We start from the raw sequence: 19,729 nt of genomic DNA on the forward strand, positions 1-19,729 counted from the left end.
ACGGATGAATGCCGCATAAGGAACACCATGTCCCACCAGCCCACGACCCCGGCTCCGGCCACGACCACGGCTCCGGCCACCACCGCACCGACCCCCCCCCCCCCCCCCCCCCCCCCCCCCCACCCCCCCCCCCCCCCCCCGCCCCGCCCCCCCCCGGGGGGGGGGGGGGGGGCCACGGCCGTTTGACCTGGGCGGCGGTGGCGGCTCAGACGTCGAGCTGGTCCGCGACCGCGCGCAGCAGGCCCGCGATCTTCGTGCCGTGCACCTTGTCGGGGTAGCGGCCCCGCTCCAGCATCGGCGTGATGTTCTCCAGCAGGGTCGTCAGGTCCTGCACGATCGAGGCGAGCTCGTCCGGCTTGCGGCGCTGGGCGGCCGCGACCGACGGCGCCGGGTCCAGGACCGTCACCGAAAGCGCCTGGTCGCCGCGCTGGCCCGCGACGACACCGAACTCGACGCGCTGGCCGGGCTTGAGGGAATCGACCCCGGCAGGGAGCACCGACGAGTGGACGAAGACGTCTCCGCCGTCGTCTCGGGAGAGAAAGCCGAAGCCCTTCTCACTGTTGAACCACTTGACCTTGCCGGTAGGCACGTCCGTCCTCTGTCCTTGTGCTCGTCGGGTCCGAATTGCCGTCCGGTTTGCACCGAAAGAAACGGCTCCGGATAGCAGTGCAGCGGGTCATCTGTGACCCGCCTCCTCCAGGCTAATGGTCGCGGGGCGCCTGACAAGACGTCCCCCGGTCCTTCCTGGTGGACGCTTCGGCCAGGGAACTACCCTGGTGAGGTGACTGCTACTCCTTCTCCCGACGAAGCGCGGCCGGGCGACGCATTGGTCAAGGCCGGTGGCATCGTCTTCATCGTGGGCGCCGTGGCCACGCTGGCGACCATGGCCCCGCTCTTCCTCGACACCGACCCGTTCCCGTCGTACGCGTGGGCGGTGTGCATGCTCATGGGCGTCGGCTTCGCCATCTCGGCGGCCGGGGTGATGCGAGGCATCGCCGCCCAACGCCGCACGGCCCGCGCGTCCCAGCCCCGGGGCTGACCGGGGCGGGGCTCGACGCGGGCGTGATCCGCCGGACCGGCCCTACGCCTGGTCCACCGTGTCGGCCGTCGGCTCGGAGGCGCCCTCGCCCCGCGCCTCGACGTACGCCTCCAGCCAGGCCGGGAGCGCGGTCAGGTCCGGCAGGACGACGTCCGCGCCGGCGGCGAGCAGGTCCGGCTCCGGGCACGGGCCGGTCGGCACCGCCACCGACAGCGCGCCCGCCGTACGGGCCCCGCGGACGTCGCCGACGTGGTCGCCGACGTAGATCTGCGCGTCGTACTCGCGCAGGGCGCCGGCCTTGGCCTCCGCCCACAGCCAGCCGATGACGGCGTCCGGCTCGATGCCCAGGTGCGCCAGGTGCAGCCGGGCGTTCGGCTCGTGCTTCGCGGTGACGACGATCGCGCGGCCGCCGAGGGCCTGGACCGCCTCGATCGCCTCGCGGGCGCCCGGCATGGCCGGGGTCGCCGCGATGGCGTGCGTGGGGTAGATCTCTCGGTAGCGGTCGGCCATCGCCGGGATCTCGGCCTCGGGGAACCAGTACGCGAGCTCCTCGTCCAGCGGTGGCCCGAGGCGGGTGACGGCCTCGTCGGCGTCGATGTACGCGCCCGTCTCCGCCGCCAGCGCCTCGTAGGTGGCCTTGATCCCGGGGCGCGAGTCGATGAGGGTCATGTCCAGGTCGAAACCGACGGTCAGGACGCGGGGGGCAGTCTCGGAGCTCATGCCGCCATTGTGCCGAGCGGGACGGACATCAGGGGAACGTGGCCCGAGGCCCGCCTTACGCCCCCGTGAAGCCCACGCCCCAACCAGCCCCCGGGCACCCTTCCAGCACCACCGGACACCCCACCCAGCCCCGCCGGGCACCCTTCCGGCGCCACCGGGCACCCCCCTTCCAGCCCCGCCGGCGTTTGAGGCGCGGGGGCACGGGGGCGGAGCCCCCGGAACCCGGCCACCGGCAGCCTTCCGGCGCCACCGGGCACCCCTTCCAGCCCCGCCGGCGTTTGAGGCGCGGGGGCGCGGGGGCGGAGCCCCCGGAACCCGGCCACCCGTCGGGTCAGGCGCGGCGGCGGGCCCGCCACACCAGGTACAGCGCCGACGCGACCGCAGCCCCCCGCACGATCCACGGCCACAGCCCCTGGAACGCCGACCCCAGATCCGTATCGCCCAGCGGCTCCCCCCACCGCCCGTTCAGCCGCCCCCACACCCACACCACCGCCGCCGCGAACACCGCGCCCGGCAGCCCGAAGACCACCCACTTCTTCTCGGTCGGCCCGAGCACCCGCGAGGCGTACGCGATCGCCCAGCCGAAGGCGAGCAGCATCCAGTAGCCGGTGACCACCCCGACCGCCAGCACGGCGGCCGCCAGCAGCAGGAACCCGTGCGGCTTGGGCCGGGCGGCAGCGGCCGCACCCGAACCCCCGGCCCCGGCCCCGCCCCCGGCCGCCGCCGCCGCCGCGTCCGCCTTCCGCGCGCGCCGCCGCTCCAGCAGCACCCGTACGATCGACCGCTTCTGCGGCGCCTCGGGCTCCCGCTCCTCTTCCGGCCCGGGCTCGTCGGCCTCCCGTTCCCGCTCCGGCGCCCGCGGATACTCGATCCCCCCGGCGAACCCCTCGACCTCGATCTGCCCCACTCCGTAGGGCCCCGGAGCCTTGCTCATCCGCCACCAGTCCGGCTCCGGCCCGAGCTCGTTCTCGCCCGCCATGTGCGGCGGCAGCCCCACCGTCGCGGGCCGGGGCCGCTCCGGACCCCGTTGCGTGGGAACCCCGCCGCCGCCCGGCTCCGCGACCCGTCCCCGGGCCGCCAGCGCCGTGTGCTCGGCCAGCACCTGCTCGGGCGTACCGAGCCGGTCGAGGATCTGCCGTACGGAGTTCACCGTCTCCGGCTCGAACCGCGCGCGCCTGCGGTCGATCTCGTCCCGCAGCCCCGCCACGAGCCGCATCCGCTCGCCGGACGGCAACTGGCTGCGCTGCGCCAGATCCCCGACCTCGCTCAGATACGCGTAGACCAGATGGTCGCTCTCGATCCCCACGCCCGGCTCCTCCCTACCGCCCTCCCGAAAGGTAGCGCGTGTGCCGTTCCGTAGGGCTGCTGATCGGCACGCGACAGGCGGGGTGGCGGCCGTGCTGGGCCGACGGAGCGCGTAGGCGTTCGACGGGCTTGCGCGACAGGCTGAATCCGATCACTCTCCGTGCGCCAGAACAACTCCGCCTGGTGGTAGGCCCGGCATGAACGGGGTCGCCTGACCGGCTCCGACGTCACGGAGCAGGTGCCTTGATGGTCCCGGGTTCCCCGCCAGATGCCGACCAGGACCGAAACCCGCCTGCCCGATCGGCAGGCGGGTGCGCTCGTCGTCCAGGGCACCCTGGATCTGCTGCCAGGCCCGCCGGCCGTTGCGGTCGAACTGGCCGGCCCGCCACCCGTTCGACCGCCTGACGCATCCGCTTGCCGGTCATGCGGTAAGAGCTCTGAGCGGAAGCGCCCATGGAGCGGCCGTGGGCACAGCGGATAACGTTGGCCGGATGGGGACCGGCCGACGCGACCAGGAGGCGACCGTGCCTGAGGCAAGCACCGCGGAGAGCGCCACGGCGGGCGGCGGCGTACCGCGCTCGCTCGCCGAGGCACTGCGCACCCGCGACGACGCGGCGCTCGCCGCCCTGCTGTACGCGCGCCCGGACCTGCTCAACCCGGTGCCGGGCGACATGACCCAGCTGGCCACCCGGGCCGGCACCCGGGCGTCGGTCGTCCGTGCCCTGGAACGTCTGGACCGGTTCGCGCTCCAGACCGCCGAGGCGCTGGCGGTGGCCCCGGACCCGTGCCCGTACGAGGTACTGGAGTCCCTGCTGACCGGCACCGGCCCCGACGCCGCCGCCGAGCCCGGAACCGGCACCGGCCCCGACGCCGTGCGGCGCGCCCTGCCCGGCGCCCTGCGCACCCTGCGCGACCAGGCCGTCGTCTGGGGCGGCGACGACACGCTGCGCCTGGTCCGCACCGCCCGTGAACTGCTCGCCCCCGCCCCCTCCCGGCCCTCGCCCACCGGCCTCGGGCCGACCGTCGCCGAGGCGACCGCCGGGATGTCGCCGACCCGGGTCCAGGAGATCGTCGCGGCGGCCGGGCTGACGGCCACCCACGACCCGGTGTCCGCGGTCGCCGCGCTGACCGCCTTGTTCACCGACCCGCGGCGGATGTCCGCGCTGCTGGACCAGGCCCCGGCCGAGGCCCACCAGGTGCTGGGCCGGCTGGTGTGGGGGCCGCCCTACGGGGAGGTGACGCCCGATCCGGCGCCGCCGGTGCGCTGGCTGCGCGACCGCGGGCTGCTGCTGCCCGCGTCCGCGCGGACGGTCGTACTGCCGCGCGAGGTCGCCCTGCACCTGCGCGGCGGACTGGCGCACCGGGCCGTCGAGCCGGTCGCGCCGGCCGTCGCCGCCGACCACGAACACCGTCCACACCTTGTGGACGCCAACGCCGCCGGGCAGGCGCTCGCCGCGATCGGCACCGTCGAGGAGCTGGTGAAGTCCTGGGAGCACGCCGGTCCGGCCGTGCTGCGGGCGGGCGGGCTGGCCGTACGCGACCTCAAGCGGATCGCCGCCGTCCTGGACGTGCCCGAGCCGACTGCCGCGTTCTGGATCGAACTCGCCTACGCCGCCGGCCTGCTGGCCAGCGACGGCGAGGCCGACGAACGCTACGCCCCCACCCCCGCCTTCGACGACTGGACCGAGCGGCCGCCCGCCGAACGCTGGGCCGCGCTCGCCGTGGCCTGGCTGCCGGCCACCCGGACGGCCGGGCTGGTCGGCGAACAGGACGCCAAGGGCCGCACGCTGTCCGCGCTCGGCCCCGACCTGGACCGCTCGGCCGCCCCCGAGGTCCGCCGCCGGGTCCTGGACCTGCTCGCCGCGCTGCCCGAGGGCGCCAGCGCCGACCCGGCCGCCCTCCTCGGACGCCTCGACTGGGAGCGCCCGCTGCGCGGCGGTACGGGCGAGCTGCGCCCCCGCCTGGCCCGCTGGACCCTGGCCGAGGCCGAGCTGATCGGGGTCACCGGGCGCGGTGCGCTGGCAGGCGCCGGGCGGGCCCTGCTGGACGGCGCGGACCCGGCCCCCGTGCTGGCGCCGATGCTGCCGGAGCCGGTGGACCACGTGCTGCTGCAGGCCGACCTGACGGCCGTGGCCCCGGGCCCGCTGCGGCGGCCGCTGGCCGAGACGCTGGCCGTCCTCGCGGACGTGGAGTCCAAGGGCGGCGCCACCGTCTACCGGTTCACGCCGGGTTCCGTACGCCGTGCCCTGGACGCCGGGCGGGCCGCCGCCGACCTGCACGCCTTCCTGGCCGAGCACAGCATCACGCCGGTGCCGCAGCCGCTGGCCTACCTGATCGACGACGTCGCGCGCCGGCACGGGCACCTGCGGGTCGGCGCGGCCTCGTCGTACGTCCGCTGCGACGACGACGGCATGCTGAACGAGATCCTGGCCGACAAGCGTTCGGCGGGCCTGGGGCTGCGCCGGCTGGCCCCGACGGTGCTGGCCGCGCAGGCCGACCCGACCGCACTGCTCGACGGGTTGCGCGCCATGGGGTACGCGCCGGCCGCCGAGTCCGCCACCGGTGACGTGCTGGTCGCCCGCGCCGACGCCCACCGCACCCCGCCCCGCTCGGCGCCCGCGCCGGTCCCGGACGGCCCGCCGCTGCCGGACGCCACCCTGCTGGCGGCGGCGGTACGGGCGATCCGCGCCGGTGACCGGGCGGCCACGGCCGTCCGCAAGGAACCCGCGCCGACGGCGGGCCCGACGGGCGAACTCCCGCGTACCAGCGCCGCGGAGACCCTGGCCACGGTCCAGGCGGCCGCCCTGACCGGCTCGGCGGTCTGGATCGGCTACGTCAACGCGGACGGCGCCGCCAGCCAGCGCGTGATCGCCCCGGTCCGTGTGGAGGGCGGCTTCGTCACGGGCTACGACCACACGGCGGACGAGGTCCGCACCTACGCCCTGCACCGCATCACGGGCGTCGCCGAACTGGCCGACGAACACATCTGACTCCCGGACCCCCTCCCGGCGAACCGCCGGCCCCTCACGGAACACGCACCACTACGGAAGAGGTCGAACGGGATGCCCCGGCGTGATTTCGAGGACGACCCCGGCGCCCCCGAGGCGAACAGTCTCGTGCCGGCGGCGTCGGCGGTCGTCGTGGACCACGCCGGTCGCGTGCTCCTGCAACGGCGCACCGACAACGGGATGTGGGCCCTGCCCGGCGGGAAGATGGAACTGGGCGAGTCCATCGGGGAGTGCGCGGTCCGCGAGACCCTGGAGGAGACCGGCATCACCGTGGAGATCACCGGCATCGTCGGACGGATCGACGACTGGCGGACGGGCAGCGGCCCGGTCGTGCGGTAGGGCCTGGCCGCGTCGCCGGCCTGCGCCGCCATGCCCGGACCGCGGCGGGATACGGCAGACTGGAGGTTTGGCCACCCGCACACGGGGGGTCACGCTGCCGAAGGGACGCACGCCAGGTGAACGGGCCACTCATCGTCCAGAGCGACAAAACCCTCCTCCTCGAGGTCGATCACGAGCTCGCCGACGCCGCGCGGCGGGCCATCGCGCCCTTCGCGGAGCTGGAGCGGGCGCCGGAGCACATTCACACCTACCGGGTGACCCCGCTGGGGCTGTGGAACGCGCGTGCCGCCGGGCACGACGCCGAGCAGGTCGTCGACGCGCTCGTCGAGTACTCCCGTTATCCCGTCCCGCACGCCCTCCTCGTCGACGTCGCCGAGACCATGGCCCGCTACGGCCGGCTGACCCTGTCCAAGCACCCCGTCCACGGCCTGGTCCTGACCAGCACCGACCGGCCGGTGCTGGAGGAGATCCTGCGCTCCAAGCGGATCACCCCGCTCGTCGGCGCGCGGATCGACGCCGACACCGTCGCCGTACACCCCTCCGAGCGCGGCCAGATCAAGCAGACCCTCCTCAAGCTGGGCTGGCCGGCCGAGGACCTCGCCGGGTACGTGGACGGCGAGGCGCACCCCATCGACCTCGCCGAGGACGGCTGGTCGCTGCGCCCCTACCAGCGCCAGGCCGTGGAGGGCTTCTGGCACGGCGGCTCGGGCGTGGTCGTGCTGCCCTGCGGCGCCGGCAAGACCCTGGTGGGAGCCGGTGCGATGGCCGAGGCCAAGGCGACCACGCTGATCCTGGTCACCAACACCGTCTCGGCACGTCAGTGGAAGCACGAGCTGGTCAGGCGGACCTCGCTGACCGAGGACGAGATCGGTGAGTACAGCGGGACGAGGAAGGAGATCCGGCCGGTCACCATCGCCACCTACCAGGTGCTGACGACCAAGCGGAAGGGCATCTACCCGCACCTGGAGCTCTTCGACTCCCGCGACTGGGGCCTGATCGTCTACGACGAGGTGCACCTGCTGCCCGCGCCCGTCTTCAAGTTCACCGCCGACCTCCAGGCGCGGCGGCGGCTCGGTCTGACGGCGACCCTGGTCCGGGAGGACGGGCGCGAGTCCGACGTGTTCTCGCTCATCGGCCCGAAGCGCTTCGACGCGCCGTGGAAGGAGATCGAGGCCCAGGGCTACATCGCGCCGGCCGACTGCGTCGAGGTACGGGTCAACCTGACCGAGTCCGAGCGGCTGGCGTACGCGACCGCCGAGACCGAGGAGAAGTATCGCTTCTGTGCCACCACCGCCACCAAGCGGAAGGTCACCGAGGCGCTGGTGCGCAAGCACCGCGGTGAGCAGACCCTGGTCATCGGCCAGTACATCGACCAGCTCGACGAGCTCGGCGAGCACCTGGACGCCCCCGTGATCAAGGGCGAGACCTCGAACGCGCAGCGCGAGAAGCTCTTCGACGCCTTCCGTGAGGGCGAGATCAGCGTCCTGGTGGTCTCCAAGGTCGCCAACTTCTCCATCGACCTGCCCGAGGCCACCGTGGCCATCCAGGTGTCCGGCACCTTCGGCTCCCGCCAGGAGGAGGCCCAGCGCCTGGGCCGTGTCCTGCGGCCGAAGGCCGACGGTCACGAGGCCCGCTTCTACTCGGTGGTCGCCCGCGACACCATCGACCAGGACTTCGCGGCCCACCGCCAGCGCTTCCTGGCCGAGCAGGGCTACGCCTACCGGATCCTGGACGCGGACGAGCTGCTGGCCGCCGGCGACTGAGCGGCTGAGCGGCTGAGTCGGGACCGGGTGCTGGCCGGCTGCGGGGGCAGCGGCCGGTCAGCGGCGTATGAGGTCCTTGTCCTCGGCGTACTCACCGAGCAGAACCACGCTGACGGCCGTGGCGGCGAAGACCTTCGCCGCGCGCAGCATGCTGCCGACGCGGTGGCGCGGGTGGGAGTCGGAGGTGGCGGTGGCGCCGCTAGGGCGGCCGCCCTGGATCGGGGTGAAGGTTGCGGTGCTCATGAATCCATGGTCGCTTTTCGGCCGGGCCCGCACATCGGTCTACGGGCTGAACCTCCAGGGCCGCCGCCTCATACCGGCGATCTATGCCGTCCCCTAGTGGCTCTGTCCGAGGTCTGACACTCCCCGGTACAGCACCCGGACGGACCCCCTACCCAGGAGGGACTACCGGCCCGTAAAACCATTCGCGGCCCGCGGCCACCGGGACTACAATCTCCGCTCTTGCCGCCTCCCGCCGCCGCGCCGCCGCGCCGTCGCACCGTCGCGCTGCCGGGGAGAGCCGCCGCCCGGTCGGAACCGGTCGGCATCTGCCGTACTGCCGTACCCGTCGTCCGTCACGCAGCTCACCTGGAGGCAGTTCCGTGTCCGCGCCCGTGCCCGTGCCCGCCGCCGAGACCGACCCCGACGCCGAGACCGACCCCGCCACCGCGGACGCGAGCGATCCGCTCGGCCGCGAACGGGCCCATCTCGCCGCCTCCCGCTCCGCACTGCGCGCGATGCGCGAGGACGTGGAGTCCCTCGACATCCGCGACGTCACCGCGAACTGGGTCAACTCCCTCGTCCTCCAGGCCCAGATCGACGACCGCATCAAGGCGCTGGCCGACCTCTCCCACACCCCGCTCTTCTTCGGCCGCCTCACCTACCTGCACGCGCCCGGCGCGGACCAGGCCGAGGGGGCGGAGGGCGAGCAGTTCTACATCGGCCGCCGCCACGTCCACGACACCGACGGCGACCCCATGGTCATCGACTGGCGCGCCCCGGTCTCCCAGCCCTTCTACCGCGCCTCCAAGAAGGACCCGCAGGACATCGGGCTGCGCCGGCGCTTCGGCTACACCGGCGGCGAGCTCACCGCGTACGAGGACGAGCACCTGTCCGACCCCGGCGAGGCCGCGGCCGTCAGCAAGCTGCTCCAGCAGGAGATCGAGCGGCCGCGCGTCGGCCCGATGCGCGACATCGTCGCCACGATCCAGCCGGAGCAGGACGAGATCGTGCGCTCCGGCCTGTCCGGCTCGGTCTGCGTCCAGGGCGGCCCCGGCACCGGGAAGACCGCCGTCGGCCTGCACCGGGTCGCCTACCTCCTCTACGCCCACCGCGAGCGGCTCGCCCGCACCGGCACCCTGGTCATCGGGCCGAACCGTTCCTTCCTGCACTACATCGAGCAGGTCCTGCCCGCCCTGGGCGAGCTGGAGGTCAAGCAGGCCACCGTCGAGGACCTGGTGGCGGGGGGCCTGGAGATCCGCGGTACGGACGCGGCGGCGACGGCGGTCGTCAAGGGCGACGCCCGGATGGCGGAGGTGCTGCGTCGGGCCGTACGGTCACACGTCACGCTGCCGTCGGAGGCGCTGATGGTGGTCCGCGGCTCGCGCCGCTGGCGCGTCCCGGCGTACGAGCTGACGGAGATCGTCGAGGAGCTGCTGGCCCGTGACATCCGCTACGGCGCGGCCCGCGAGGCCCTGCCGCAGCGGATCGCGCACACGGTGCTCGTACGGATGGAGCAGGCGGGCGAGGCGCCGGACGACCGCGTGCAGGACGCGGTGGCGCGCAACGCGGCCGTGAAGGCGGCCGTCAAGGAGATCTGGCCGGTGGTGGACCCGGCGAAGCTGGTGCTGCGGCTGCTGTCGGACGCGGGGTTCCTGGCGGAGCACGCGGAGGGTGTGCTGTCGGAGGCGGAGCAGGGGCTGCTGCTGTGGGCGAAGCCGTTCCGCAGCGTGAAGTCGGCGAAGTGGTCGGCGGCGGACCTGGTCCTGATCGACGAGGCGGCGGACCTGGTCGACCGGACGCCGTCGCTGGGCCACGTGGTCCTCGACGAGGCGCAGGACCTGTCGCCGATGCAGTACCGGGCGGTGGGCCGGCGCTGTACGACGGGCTCGGCGACGGTGCTCGGCGACCTCGCGCAGGGCACGACGCCGTGGGCCACGCGCAGCTGGACGGAGGCGCTGGAGCACCTGGGCAAGCCGGAGGCGGTGCTGGAGGAGCTGACGGCCGGTTTCCGCGTACCGCGCGAGGTGATCGCGTACGCGTCGCGGCTGCTGCCGGCGATCTCGCCGGGGCTGGCGGCGGTGTCCTCGGTGCGTGAGACGCCGGGCTCGCTGACGGTCTCGCCGGTCCCGGACCTGACGGCGGCGGTGGTCGACGCCTGCCGGGCCTCGCTGGCGTACGAGGGGTCGATCGGGCTGATCGCGGCGGACGCGCGGATTCCGGAGCTGGCGGAGGCGCTGGCGGAGGCGGGGCTGGCGTACCTGGCGCCGGGCGAGGAGACGACGGCCGCGGCGCGGCTGACGCTGGTGCCGGCGTCGCTGGCGAAGGGTCTGGAGTACGACTACGTCGTGCTGGACGAGCCGGCGGCGATCGTGGCGGGCGAACCGGACGAGCGGACGGGGCTGCGCCGGCTGTACGTCTGCCTGACCCGAGCGGTCTCGGGCCTCACGGCGCTGCACGCGGCCCCGTTGCCGGCCGCGCTGGCGGCGTAAGCCCCGGCCGACGGCTGCGCGCCCCGTACGCCGACCGGGCCGAGGGCGGGGTCCGTTTGCCCGGCCCCCGCGCCCCCACCGACTGACGGCTCCGGGGCGCCGCCCCGCGTCCCCGCGTGCCGGTGGGAAAGGTGCCGGTGGTGACGGGGCAGGCCCCGGACACGGCCGACCCTGCGGGGGCTCCGCCCCCACACCCCCGCGCCTCAAACGCCGGCGGGGCTGGATTGGTGCCCGGCGGCGCTGCACGGTCGGCCGGCAGGAGGCAGGTCGCTGCCCCGGCCTAGGGCAGGGCGGGGCCAGCCGGCGGAGGCGGGGCGGGCCGCCCCGCCAGGGGCAGGGCGGGCCGGCCCGGGGGGAGGTGGGGTGGGGGCGCCCCGGCGGAGAGTGAGGGGGCCGTCGCGGGAGGGGGTCAGTCCAGGGCTGTGCGCCAGTGGGTTACCGCTGCCGGGGAGACCGGGCGGCCCCAGCCGTCCGGCCTGGCCGCTCCGCCGATGTGGAACGCGTCCACCCCCGCCTCCCGCAGCACCGCCAGGTGCTCCAGCTCCAGCCCGCCCCCCACCAGCAGCCGCGCCCCGTACCCCGGCTCGCCCCGCCGCCCCGCCGCCGCCTCGGCGACCAGTACGGCCAGCCCGTCCGCCACGCCCTGCGCCGAGCCCGCCGTCAGGTACGTGTCCAGCCCCGGCAGCTCCGCCAGCGCCTTGCGCAGGCCGTCCCGGTCCGCCGCGCGGTCGATGGCCCGGTGGAACGTCCACCGGCAGCCCTCCAGCGCCTCCGCCAGCGCCTCCACGGCCGCCAGGTCCGGCGTACCGTCCGCGTTCAGGAAGCCGAGGACGAACTCCCGCGCCCCCTCCGCCCGCAGCGCCCGCGCCTGCGCCACCAGCGCCGCCACCGCCGTCGCGTCGCCGGCCGCGAAGCCGTCCGCCGCCCGCAGCATCACGCGCACCGGGATGCCGACCGCCGCGCGGACCGCCGCGAACGTCGCGAGCGACGGGGTCAGCCCGTCCGCCGCGATGTCGGTGACCAGCTCCAGCCGGTCCGCCCCACCGGCCTCGGCCGCGATCGCGTCCTGCGCGTCGAGGGCGATCACCTCCAGCAGCGCACGGTTGCTCATCTGACCCCATCCTTCGGTAAGCGGCTGGTATGCAAAATAGGTCTAGTCCAATATCCAGGGTACGGGCCCGCGCCCGCGCACCACCAGCACAATCACGCCAGCCCCTGACGCGCACACGGCTGCCCCCGCCACACTGTCCGCATGGAATCCGAGACCAGACCGCACCAGCAGCGGCTCCGGCACCGCTGGGCCGCCACCACCACCGCCGCCGGCGCCCGCCGCGACCCGGGGCCGTACGCCGACCGCCTGCTGGCCGCGTGGGCGGAACCGCAGCGCCGCTACCACACCACCGCCCACCTGACCGCCGTACTCGACCACGTCGACACCCTCGCCGCGCACGCCGCCGACCCCGACGCCGTACGCCTGGCCGCCTGGTTCCACGACGCCGTCTACCGCCCCGACCGCTCCGAGAACGAGGAGCGCAGCGCGACCCTCGCCGAGCGCGCCCTGCCCGAGCTGGGCCTCGACGCCGACCGCACCGCCGAGGTGGCGCGCCTGGTCCGGCTGACCGTCACCCACGACCCGGCCCCCGGCGACACCAACGGCGAGGTGCTCTGCGACGCCGACCTCGCGGTCCTCGCCGGCTCACCCGACGCGTACGCGGCGTACGTCGCCGCCGTGCGCGAGGAGTACGGCTTCGTCCCGCCGGACGCCTTCCGCACCGGCCGGGCCGCCGTCCTGCGCCAGCTCCTGGATCTCCCGCGGCTCTTCCGTACCCCGTACGGCACCGCCCACTGGGAGGCCCCGGCCCGCCGCAACCTCGCCGCCGAGCTTGCGGAGCTCACCTAGCTCGCCGGACTGGTACGTGTAGGGGGAATGTAATCGGGTTCGCGCCGGTTGATCACCCATATGCCTGCTGCCGACAAGAACTCCCGCCCCCGGTCCCGCCCCCGCATGCCCGTCGCCGTCTACGTCCTGGGCCTCTCCGTCTTCGCGCTCGGCACGAGCGAGTTCATGCTCTCCGGGCTGCTGCCGCCCATCGCCGACGACATGGACGTCACCATCCCGCAGGCCGGACTGCTCATATCCGCCTTCGCGATCGGCATGGTGATCGGCGCGCCGCTGCTGGCCGTGGCCACGCTGCGCCTCCCGCGCCGCACCACGCTGATCGCGCTCATCACCCTCTTCGGCCTCGGCCAGATCGCGGGCGCGCTGGCCCCCTCGTACGAGCTGCTGTTCGCGTCCCGCGTCGTGTCGGCCCTCGCCTGCGCGGGCTTCTGGGCGGTCGGCGCGGCCGTCGCCATCGCGATGGTCCCCACGGACGCGCGCGCCCGCGCGATGGCCGTGATGATCGGCGGCCTGTCGATCGCGAACGTGCTGGGCGTCCCGGCCGGCGCCTTCCTCGGCGAACACCTGGGCTGGCGCTCGGCCTTCTGGTCGGTCGGCGCGGCGTCCGCCGTCGCGCTCGTCGGCATCCTCGCCCTGATCCCGCGGATCCCGCTGCCCGACGAACGGCCCACGCTCCGCCGCGAGCTGCGCATCTACCGCGACCGCCAGGTGTGGCTGTCGATCGGCGTCACCGCGCTCGCCGCGGGCGGCGTGTTCTGCGCGTTCAGCTACCTCTCGCCGCTGCTGACGGACGTGGCCGGGCTGGACTCGGCATGGGTCCCGTGGATCCTGGGCCTGTTCGGGGTCGGCGCGCTGGTGGGTACGACGATCGGCGGGCGGGTCGCGGACGCGCACCTGTTCGGCGTGCTGATCTGGGGCATCACGGCGTCCACGGTCTTCATGGCCGCCCTCGCCCTGCTGGCGCCCGTACCGGTGGCGGTGGTCGCGCTGGCGTTCCTGCTGGGCGTCTCGGCGTTCTTCACGGCCCCGGCGCTCAACGCCCGCATGTTCAACGTCGCCGGCGCCGCCCCCACGCTGGCGGGCGCGACGACCACGGCCGCGTTCAACCTCGGCAACACCGGCGGCCCCTGGCTCGGCGGCACGGTCATCGACGCGGGCGCCGGCTTCGCCGCCACCGCCTGGGCGGGCGCGGCGATGACGGTGGTGGCCCTGGCCCTGGTGGCCGTGGCGCTGCGGCTGCACCGCCGTACGCCGCCCACCCCGACCCGCGTGATCGCCTCCTCGGCGGCGGCCACGGCCACGCCGACGGCCACGCCGACGGCCACGCCGGCGGACCCGTCCCCCGTCCCCGACCGCGCCCCGGCCCCGTAGCCACCCAGGGTGGTGGCTAGGCCGGCGGGCGGTGCTTGGGGCGGCGCAGGCCGGCCTCGGTGAGCCGGCGCACCAGCTCCTTGCTGCCGATCTGTACGGCGCCGGCCGCCACCGCGTCGTCGTAGCGGTGGGACGGGACGTCGTAGTGGTCCCGTTCGAAGGCCTTGGGCGGGCAGCCGATCGAGGCGGCGAACGCGTGCAGTTCGTCGTACGAGACATCGCTGACCAGGTGCGACCACATGCGGCCGTGGCCGGGCCAGGTGGGCGGGTCGATGTACAGCGTCACTCGCCGAAGCCTCCGAGGACCGGGCCGAGCGCACCGACGGCGGCGACCTTCACGCCCGCCTTCCCGCACACCCAGTGCGGGTCGGGGCCGAGTTCGGGCTCGACGTCGAGCGCGTGCGGGTCGCCGTGGCTGCAGACGGGACAGAGCGGCCAGCGGCCGTACTTCTCCAGGAGGGCGTCCTGGACGTCCTGAGCGACGAGCCCGGGGAGGTAGTCGATGCCCTCCGGCCACTGTTCCACCCACCAGCGGCGGTGTGCGACCGAGTCCTCGACGAGGGAGACGACATCGGACTCGGCGACCTCGCCCGCGACGAGATCGGCGAGTACCAGAGCACGAGCGGCGTGAAGCGCCTGTTCCGTGGGGGTCGCGTGGTCCATGGGCCCATTGTGAACCCGGCACCCCCTGGGAACGAAGGCCGGCGAAGGGCCATCTGCCCCACCCGGCCTTGTGGCTCCTTGACCCTCGGTCCGCCTGAAAATACGTTTCCGAGGTGACGAGGCCCCTGACGCACCCCGTGACACACCACCGGACCGTCACCGAACGGACACCGTGCGCAGCAGCGGCCGCCGGAACACCGTGACCAGCCGCGACGACCACCGGGCCGCCCGACCCACGCGCACACCCACACGCACTCCCCCGCGCACACCCCCGCGCCCGACGCCGCACCCCACGCCGCACCCCACGCCGCACCCCAGGAGCCCCGTGTACGCCGAACTCCGCGCCCAGCTCGACGCCCTCACCACCGAGGCCTTCCGGCCCGAACTCGCCGAGATCGACCGGCTCTCCACCCTCGACCTCGTCCGCACCATGCACGCCGAGGACGCCACCGTCCCCGCCGCCGTCGCCGCCCGGCTGCCGCATATCGCCGACGCCATCGACGCCATCGCCGCCCGCATGACCGACGGCGGCCGGCTCGTCTACGCCGGCGCCGGCACCGCCGGCCGGCTCGGGGTCCTGGACGCCAGCGAGTGCCCGCCCACCTTCAACACCGACCCCGCCCAGGTCGTCGGGCTGATCGCGGGCGGCCCCACCGCCCTCGTCACGGCCGTCGAGGGCGCCGAGGACTCCGCCGAGCTCGCCGCCGCCGACCTCACCGCCCTCGGCCTCGGCCCCCGCGACACCGTCGTCGGGATCTCCGCCTCCGGCCGCACCCCGTACGCCGTCGGCGCCGTCACCTTCGCCCGTACGCGCGGCGCGCTCACCGTCGGCCTGTCCTGCAACGCCGGCTCCCCGCTGGCCGCGGCCGCCGACCACGGCATCGAGGTCGTCGTCGGCCCGGAGCTCCTCACCGGCTCCACCCGGCTGAAGGCCGGCACCGCCCAGAAGCTCGTCCTGAACCTGATCTCGACGATCACGATGATCCGCCTCGGCAAGACGTACGGGAACCTCATGGTCGACGTCCGCGCCTCCAACGAGAAGCTGCGCGCCCGCTCCCGCCGCATCGTCGCCCTCGCCACCGGCGCCCCCGACGACGAGATCGAGGCGGCCCTGACCGCCACCGGCGGCGAGGTCAAGCACGCCATCCTCGTCCTCCTCACGGGGACCGACGCCGCCGAGGCCGCCCGCCGCCTGGACGCGACCGGGGGCCACCTCCGCGCCGCCCTCACGCCCCTCCACCCCACGACCGCCTAGGCGAGGGCACGACCACCATGGCTCCTGACGACAGCGACCAGACCGGCGACCAAAGCAACGACCACAACAGCGACCAGGTCAGCGACCGGACCATCGACAAGATCAGCGACAAGCACCGCGCCACCGCCGCCGCGCTGCTCCCCCTCGTCGGCGGCCCGGACAACGTCACCTCCGTCGCGCACTGCATGACCCGGCTGCGCCTCGGCCTGCGCGACCGTTCCCTCGTCCAGGACGAGGCCCTGCGCGCCCTCCCCGCGGTCCTCGGTGTCGTCGACGACGACACGTACCAGATCGTCCTCGGCCCCGGCGCCGTCGCCCGCGTCACCCCGGAGTTCGAGGCCCTCGTCGAGGCGGGCCGGAGCACCGCACCCGCGCACGGACCCGGCGTCACCGCCGCCGAACTCGCCGCCCGCGGCGCCGCCCTGAGGTCCGCTCAGAAGGCCCGCAACGCCACCCCGCTCAAGCTCGCCCTGCGCCGCATCGCCAACATCTTCGTCCCGCTCATCCCCGCCCTCATCGGCTGCGGCATCATCGCCGGCCTCAGCGGCCTGCTCACCAACCTCGGGCAGCTCCCCTCCCTCGTCCCCGCCCTGACCGCCATCGCCTCCGGCTTCCTCTCCCTCATCGCCGTCTTCGTCGGCCACAACACCGCCAAGGAGTTCGGCGGCACGCCCGTCCTCGGCGGTGCGGTCGCCGCGGTCATCGTCTTCCCGGGCGTCGCCAGGATCACCGTCTTCGGCCAGCCCCTCTCCCCCGGCCAGGGCGGCGTCCTCGGCGCCCTCGCCGCGGCCCTCCTCGCCGTCCACGTCGAGAAGTGGTGCCGCCGCCGCGTCCCCGAGGCCCTCGACGTGCTCCTCACCCCGACCCTGACCGTCCTGGTCACCGGCCTGATCACCCTCTACGGCCTGATGTACGCGGCCGGCGAGGTCTCCCGCGCCATCGGTACGTTCGCGGGCTGGCTCCTCGGCTCCGGCGGCGCCCTCGCCGGCCTCGTCCTCGGCGGTCTCTTCCTCCCCCTGGTGATGCTGGGCCTGCACCAGGCCCTGATCCCCATCCACACCACCCTCATCGAGCAGCAGGGCCACACCGTCCTGCTCCCCATCCTCGCCATGGCCGGCGCCGGCCAGGTCGGCGCGGCGGTCGCCGTGTACCTGCGCCTCCCCCGCAACCCCTCGATCCGCGCCACCGTCAAGTCCGCGCTCCCCGCCGGGTTCCTGGGCGTCGGCGAACCCCTCATCTACGGCGTCTCGCTCCCCCTCGGCCGCCCCTTCGTCACCGCCTGCATCGGCGGCGCGGCCGGCGGCGCCTTCGTGGGCCTGCTCCACCAGCTCGGCGTGGCCGTCGGCTCCACCGCCATCGGCCCTTCCGGCTGGGCCCTGTTCCCGCTCCTGGACGGCTCGTCGGGCATGGGCGCGACGCTCGCCGTGTACGCCGCGGGCCTCGGCGTCGGCTACGTCACCGGCTTCCTCGCCACGTACTTCTTCGGCTTCACCCGCCGGATGCTCGCCGACCTCGACCTCGACCCCGGCCCGGACACCGGCACCACCCCGGCCGCGGCCGGCGCACAGGGCGAGGCTCCGGCCGCTGCGACGACGCCGGTCCGCTGACCACTGGCCCGTCGGGCGGCGGTGGGCGAGACTCGGCGGTGCGCGCGTCCGAGGACGTAGATTGACCCGATGGGCCTCATGAACATGCTGACGGGTACGAAGCACCCCGCGAGCGGCGTCGTACCGCGCCCCACCCAGGAGCTCCGGGCCGCGCTCCTCGCCCTCGACCCGCCCGAGGGACCCTTCACCGTGCGGGAGGGCGCCCTCGTCGGAGCCGACGTCCTGGCGGAGTGGAGGGTCCGCGAATCCGGGCCCGGGACCTCGGTGAACCGCATCTACCAGATACGGCTGCGCCTGGTCCCGGACCGCCGCGAGGTCCGCGCCCTCGAACTCCAGCGGGAGGTCACGCGGCGCGGCAGCGGCGGCTCCGGACCGGCCGTGGCGGCCAAGTGGACCCGGGGCCCCGTCCGTACGGTCTCCAAGGAGTGGACGGTCGAACGCGGCCCCGACGGCCGCCGCCGCCTGGTCGAGACGTCCTGCTGGCGCTCCTCGGACATGCGGCTGCCGCTGCGCGACGCCGTCCTCGCCGCCGGCTGGACCTGGCGCGGCGTCCTCTTCAAACTCTGACTCCAAGCGCCCCGACGACGGCCACCTCACCTTCGGGGCCGCCGCCCGGGGGGCGTCACCAGCCTTTGACCACCCGAACGGCCGGGCCACACGATCGGGTTAACAGCCCGCTACCGGACCCACACGGTGAGGCATATGCCATTCAGTCGATCCGAAGGTGGGCACACACGGCACCATGGTGTCGAGGAGGCGCCACCATGACCCCCAGCTTCGCCGAACACCCGCAGATGACGGTCGAGGAGTTCGAGCAGATCGCCCGGACGACGCCCGAGACGGTGACCCTTGAATTCATCCAGGGAAAGCTAGAGGTCAAACCCGTGCCGGACGGCGACCACAACGAGATCACCATGTGGGTGGTGCGGCAATGCATGCAGCAGCGGCCGGAACTGAACCTCTACACGGAGCGGGGCTTGAAGGTCGAGCGGTACCGCGCGGGCCGCGCACGGCCCGACGGCACGCTCGCCCCGATCGGTACGTTCGCGGGGACAGGCGAGTGGGCCGACACGACGAAGGTCCTCATGGTCATGGAGGTGACCTCGCACGACTCCGACACCGACCGGCGTGACCGGACCGAGAAGCGCGACGGATACGCCGCCGCGGCCATTCCCGTCTACCTGCTCATCGACCGGGAGCGGTGCACGGTGACCGTGTACAGCGAGCCGGAGGAGGGCAGGTACACGATGGACCCCGCTTTCGGGTACGGCGAGACCGTCAAGATCCCCGCCCCCGTCGGGATCACCCTGAACACCGAGGCCCTGAAGGACTTCGCCTCCTAGCCGCCCTGACGCCCTGACGCCCTGACCAGCGGAAACCGTATGGACTCCGGGATCGGGACCGGCATATCTTCTGCGGGCCCCCGCCCGCCCGGCGGCGGCCGTCCGCATGTCATCCGTTCCCGTGGGGGTCCACCGTCATGTCCTTCAGCCCGCCCGGCCCACCGCCGCCCGCGCAGCCGTTCCCGCAGCCCGGCCCGGCCCCGTACCCGGCCCCGTAGTGCCCACGGTCGTCGTCTTCATCATCTGGTTCCACCGCGTACGGACCAACGGCGGCATCTTCCGCCCCGACGCCTTCACCCTGGGCCGCGGCTGGGACATCGGCGCCTGGTTCGTCCCCGTGGCGAACCTGGTCCTGCCCTGCCGGATCGCCCTGCAGACCTGGCGGGCCAGCACCCGGCGCGGCCCCGACGGCTCCGACCGCACGGCGCCCGTCGCCCTGCTGATGTCCTGGTGGGCGCTCTGGGTCCTGGGGGCGATCCTGGGGCGTGTCTTCAGCCGGATCTACATGTCGGCCGACACCGTGGACGAGCTGCTCCCGGCGGGACGGCTCGGCATCGCCGCCGACCTCGTCACCATGGTCGCCGGCGTGCTCGCCATCCTCTTCGTCCGCAGGCTGACGGCGATGCAGAACACCATGGCGACCGAGGGCCCGTACGCGCGGGCCTGACGGGGCGGCCCGGACGCCCCCTCCAGGCCGCTACTGAC

General features: G+C 74.5%; 18 protein-coding genes and 1 pseudogene. 12 read left to right on the forward strand and 7 right to left on the reverse strand.

Annotated elements, in window-relative coordinates:
• Nucleotides 1–205: 205 nt before the first annotated feature.
• Entirely contained in the window at nt 206–589 is a 384-nt protein-coding gene (locus ACZ6KO_RS30915; protein ID WP_322975534.1) for a cold-shock protein, read from the reverse strand.
• Between the two features lie 192 nt (nt 590–781).
• Between ACZ6KO_RS30915 and ACZ6KO_RS30920 the strand changes: the two genes are divergently transcribed.
• On the forward strand, nt 782–1,039 hold the full coding sequence (locus ACZ6KO_RS30920) for a hypothetical protein (RefSeq protein ID WP_469307296.1): 258 nt from the start codon (nt 782–784) through the stop codon (nt 1,037–1,039).
• A 42-nt stretch (nt 1,040–1,081) separates the two neighbouring features.
• Here ACZ6KO_RS30920 and ACZ6KO_RS30925 read toward each other — a convergent pair whose 3' ends face one another.
• Entirely contained in the window at nt 1,082–1,759 is a 678-nt protein-coding gene (locus ACZ6KO_RS30925; protein WP_469307297.1) for an HAD family hydrolase, read from the reverse strand.
• Between the two features lie 331 nt (nt 1,760–2,090).
• The gene (locus tag ACZ6KO_RS30930) at nt 2,091–3,065 is read right to left on the reverse strand and encodes a hypothetical protein (protein WP_469307298.1); all 975 of its coding nucleotides are present in this window, start codon (nt 3,063–3,065) and stop codon (nt 2,091–2,093) included.
• A gap of 490 nt (nt 3,066–3,555) precedes the next feature.
• On the opposite strand from ACZ6KO_RS30930, the gene ACZ6KO_RS30935 reads away from it, so the two are divergent.
• The 3 genes and pseudogenes from ACZ6KO_RS30935 to ACZ6KO_RS30945 all read left to right on the forward strand — a co-directional run bounded on the left by ACZ6KO_RS30935 (nt 3,556) and on the right by ACZ6KO_RS30945 (nt 8,174).
• Complete coding sequence (locus tag ACZ6KO_RS30935) at nt 3,556–6,054, forward strand: helicase-associated domain-containing protein (RefSeq protein WP_469307299.1); 2,499 nt, start codon at nt 3,556–3,558, stop codon at nt 6,052–6,054.
• A gap of 72 nt (nt 6,055–6,126) precedes the next feature.
• A pseudogene (locus ACZ6KO_RS30940) lies at nt 6,127–6,384 on the forward strand (NUDIX domain-containing protein); the annotation flags it as partial.
• Nucleotides 6,385–6,527: 143 nt separating this feature from the next.
• Nucleotides 6,528–8,174 (forward strand): DNA repair helicase XPB, encoded by a 1,647-nt coding sequence (locus ACZ6KO_RS30945; RefSeq protein WP_469307300.1) that lies wholly within the window; start codon nt 6,528–6,530, stop codon nt 8,172–8,174.
• Between the two features lie 57 nt (nt 8,175–8,231).
• On the opposite strand, the gene ACZ6KO_RS30950 is transcribed toward ACZ6KO_RS30945, so the two are convergent.
• A complete protein-coding gene (locus tag ACZ6KO_RS30950; RefSeq protein ID WP_469307301.1) occupies nt 8,232–8,417 on the reverse strand; it encodes a hypothetical protein in 186 nt (61 codons plus the stop codon).
• 494 nt (nt 8,418–8,911) lie between these two features.
• On the opposite strand from ACZ6KO_RS30950, the gene ACZ6KO_RS30955 reads away from it, so the two are divergent.
• Nucleotides 8,912–10,885, forward strand: a complete 1,974-nt coding sequence (locus tag ACZ6KO_RS30955; protein ID WP_469307399.1) for a HelD family protein — start codon at nt 8,912–8,914, stop codon at nt 10,883–10,885.
• A 409-nt stretch (nt 10,886–11,294) separates the two neighbouring features.
• On the opposite strand, the gene ACZ6KO_RS30960 is transcribed toward ACZ6KO_RS30955, so the two are convergent.
• On the reverse strand, nt 11,295–11,996 hold the full coding sequence (locus ACZ6KO_RS30960; protein WP_469307302.1) for a copper homeostasis protein CutC: 702 nt from the start codon (nt 11,994–11,996) through the stop codon (nt 11,295–11,297).
• 141 nt (nt 11,997–12,137) lie between these two features.
• On the opposite strand from ACZ6KO_RS30960, the gene ACZ6KO_RS30965 reads away from it, so the two are divergent.
• Nucleotides 12,138–12,785, forward strand: a complete 648-nt coding sequence (locus tag ACZ6KO_RS30965; RefSeq protein ID WP_469307303.1) for an HD domain-containing protein — start codon at nt 12,138–12,140, stop codon at nt 12,783–12,785.
• A gap of 105 nt (nt 12,786–12,890) precedes the next feature.
• Nucleotides 12,891–14,156, forward strand: a complete 1,266-nt coding sequence (locus tag ACZ6KO_RS30970; RefSeq protein ID WP_469307400.1) for a Cmx/CmrA family chloramphenicol efflux MFS transporter — start codon at nt 12,891–12,893, stop codon at nt 14,154–14,156.
• Nucleotides 14,157–14,172: 16 nt separating this feature from the next.
• On the opposite strand, the gene ACZ6KO_RS30975 is transcribed toward ACZ6KO_RS30970, so the two are convergent.
• Together ACZ6KO_RS30975 and ACZ6KO_RS30980 are read right to left on the reverse strand one after the other, a co-directional pair.
• Complete coding sequence (locus ACZ6KO_RS30975) at nt 14,173–14,442, reverse strand: DUF4031 domain-containing protein (RefSeq protein ID WP_469307304.1); 270 nt, start codon at nt 14,440–14,442, stop codon at nt 14,173–14,175.
• On the reverse strand, nt 14,439–14,819 hold the full coding sequence (locus tag ACZ6KO_RS30980) for a hypothetical protein (protein ID WP_469307305.1): 381 nt from the start codon (nt 14,817–14,819) through the stop codon (nt 14,439–14,441). The genes ACZ6KO_RS30975 and ACZ6KO_RS30980 overlap by 4 nt, the downstream gene beginning before the upstream one ends.
• A gap of 325 nt (nt 14,820–15,144) precedes the next feature.
• Here ACZ6KO_RS30980 and murQ point away from each other — a divergent pair, with 325 nt between their 5' ends.
• The 5 genes from murQ to ACZ6KO_RS31005 all read left to right on the forward strand — a co-directional run bounded on the left by murQ (nt 15,145) and on the right by ACZ6KO_RS31005 (nt 19,691).
• Nucleotides 15,145–16,074 (forward strand): N-acetylmuramic acid 6-phosphate etherase, encoded by a 930-nt coding sequence (gene murQ / locus ACZ6KO_RS30985; RefSeq protein ID WP_469307306.1) that lies wholly within the window; start codon nt 15,145–15,147, stop codon nt 16,072–16,074.
• Nucleotides 16,075–16,091: 17 nt separating this feature from the next.
• Complete coding sequence (locus tag ACZ6KO_RS30990; protein WP_469307307.1) at nt 16,092–17,681, forward strand: PTS transporter subunit EIIC; 1,590 nt, start codon at nt 16,092–16,094, stop codon at nt 17,679–17,681.
• A gap of 69 nt (nt 17,682–17,750) precedes the next feature.
• On the forward strand, nt 17,751–18,248 hold the full coding sequence (locus tag ACZ6KO_RS30995) for a hypothetical protein (protein WP_469307308.1): 498 nt from the start codon (nt 17,751–17,753) through the stop codon (nt 18,246–18,248).
• Nucleotides 18,249–18,445: 197 nt separating this feature from the next.
• Nucleotides 18,446–19,024 (forward strand): Uma2 family endonuclease, encoded by a 579-nt coding sequence (locus ACZ6KO_RS31000; RefSeq protein ID WP_469307309.1) that lies wholly within the window; start codon nt 18,446–18,448, stop codon nt 19,022–19,024.
• Nucleotides 19,025–19,241: 217 nt separating this feature from the next.
• On the forward strand, nt 19,242–19,691 hold the full coding sequence (locus ACZ6KO_RS31005) for a DUF4328 domain-containing protein (protein ID WP_469307310.1): 450 nt from the start codon (nt 19,242–19,244) through the stop codon (nt 19,689–19,691).
• The last annotated feature ends 38 nt before the right edge of the window (nt 19,692–19,729 follow it).

The sequence above is a fragment of the Streptomyces sp. NPDC042102 genome (genome assembly GCF_055582305.1).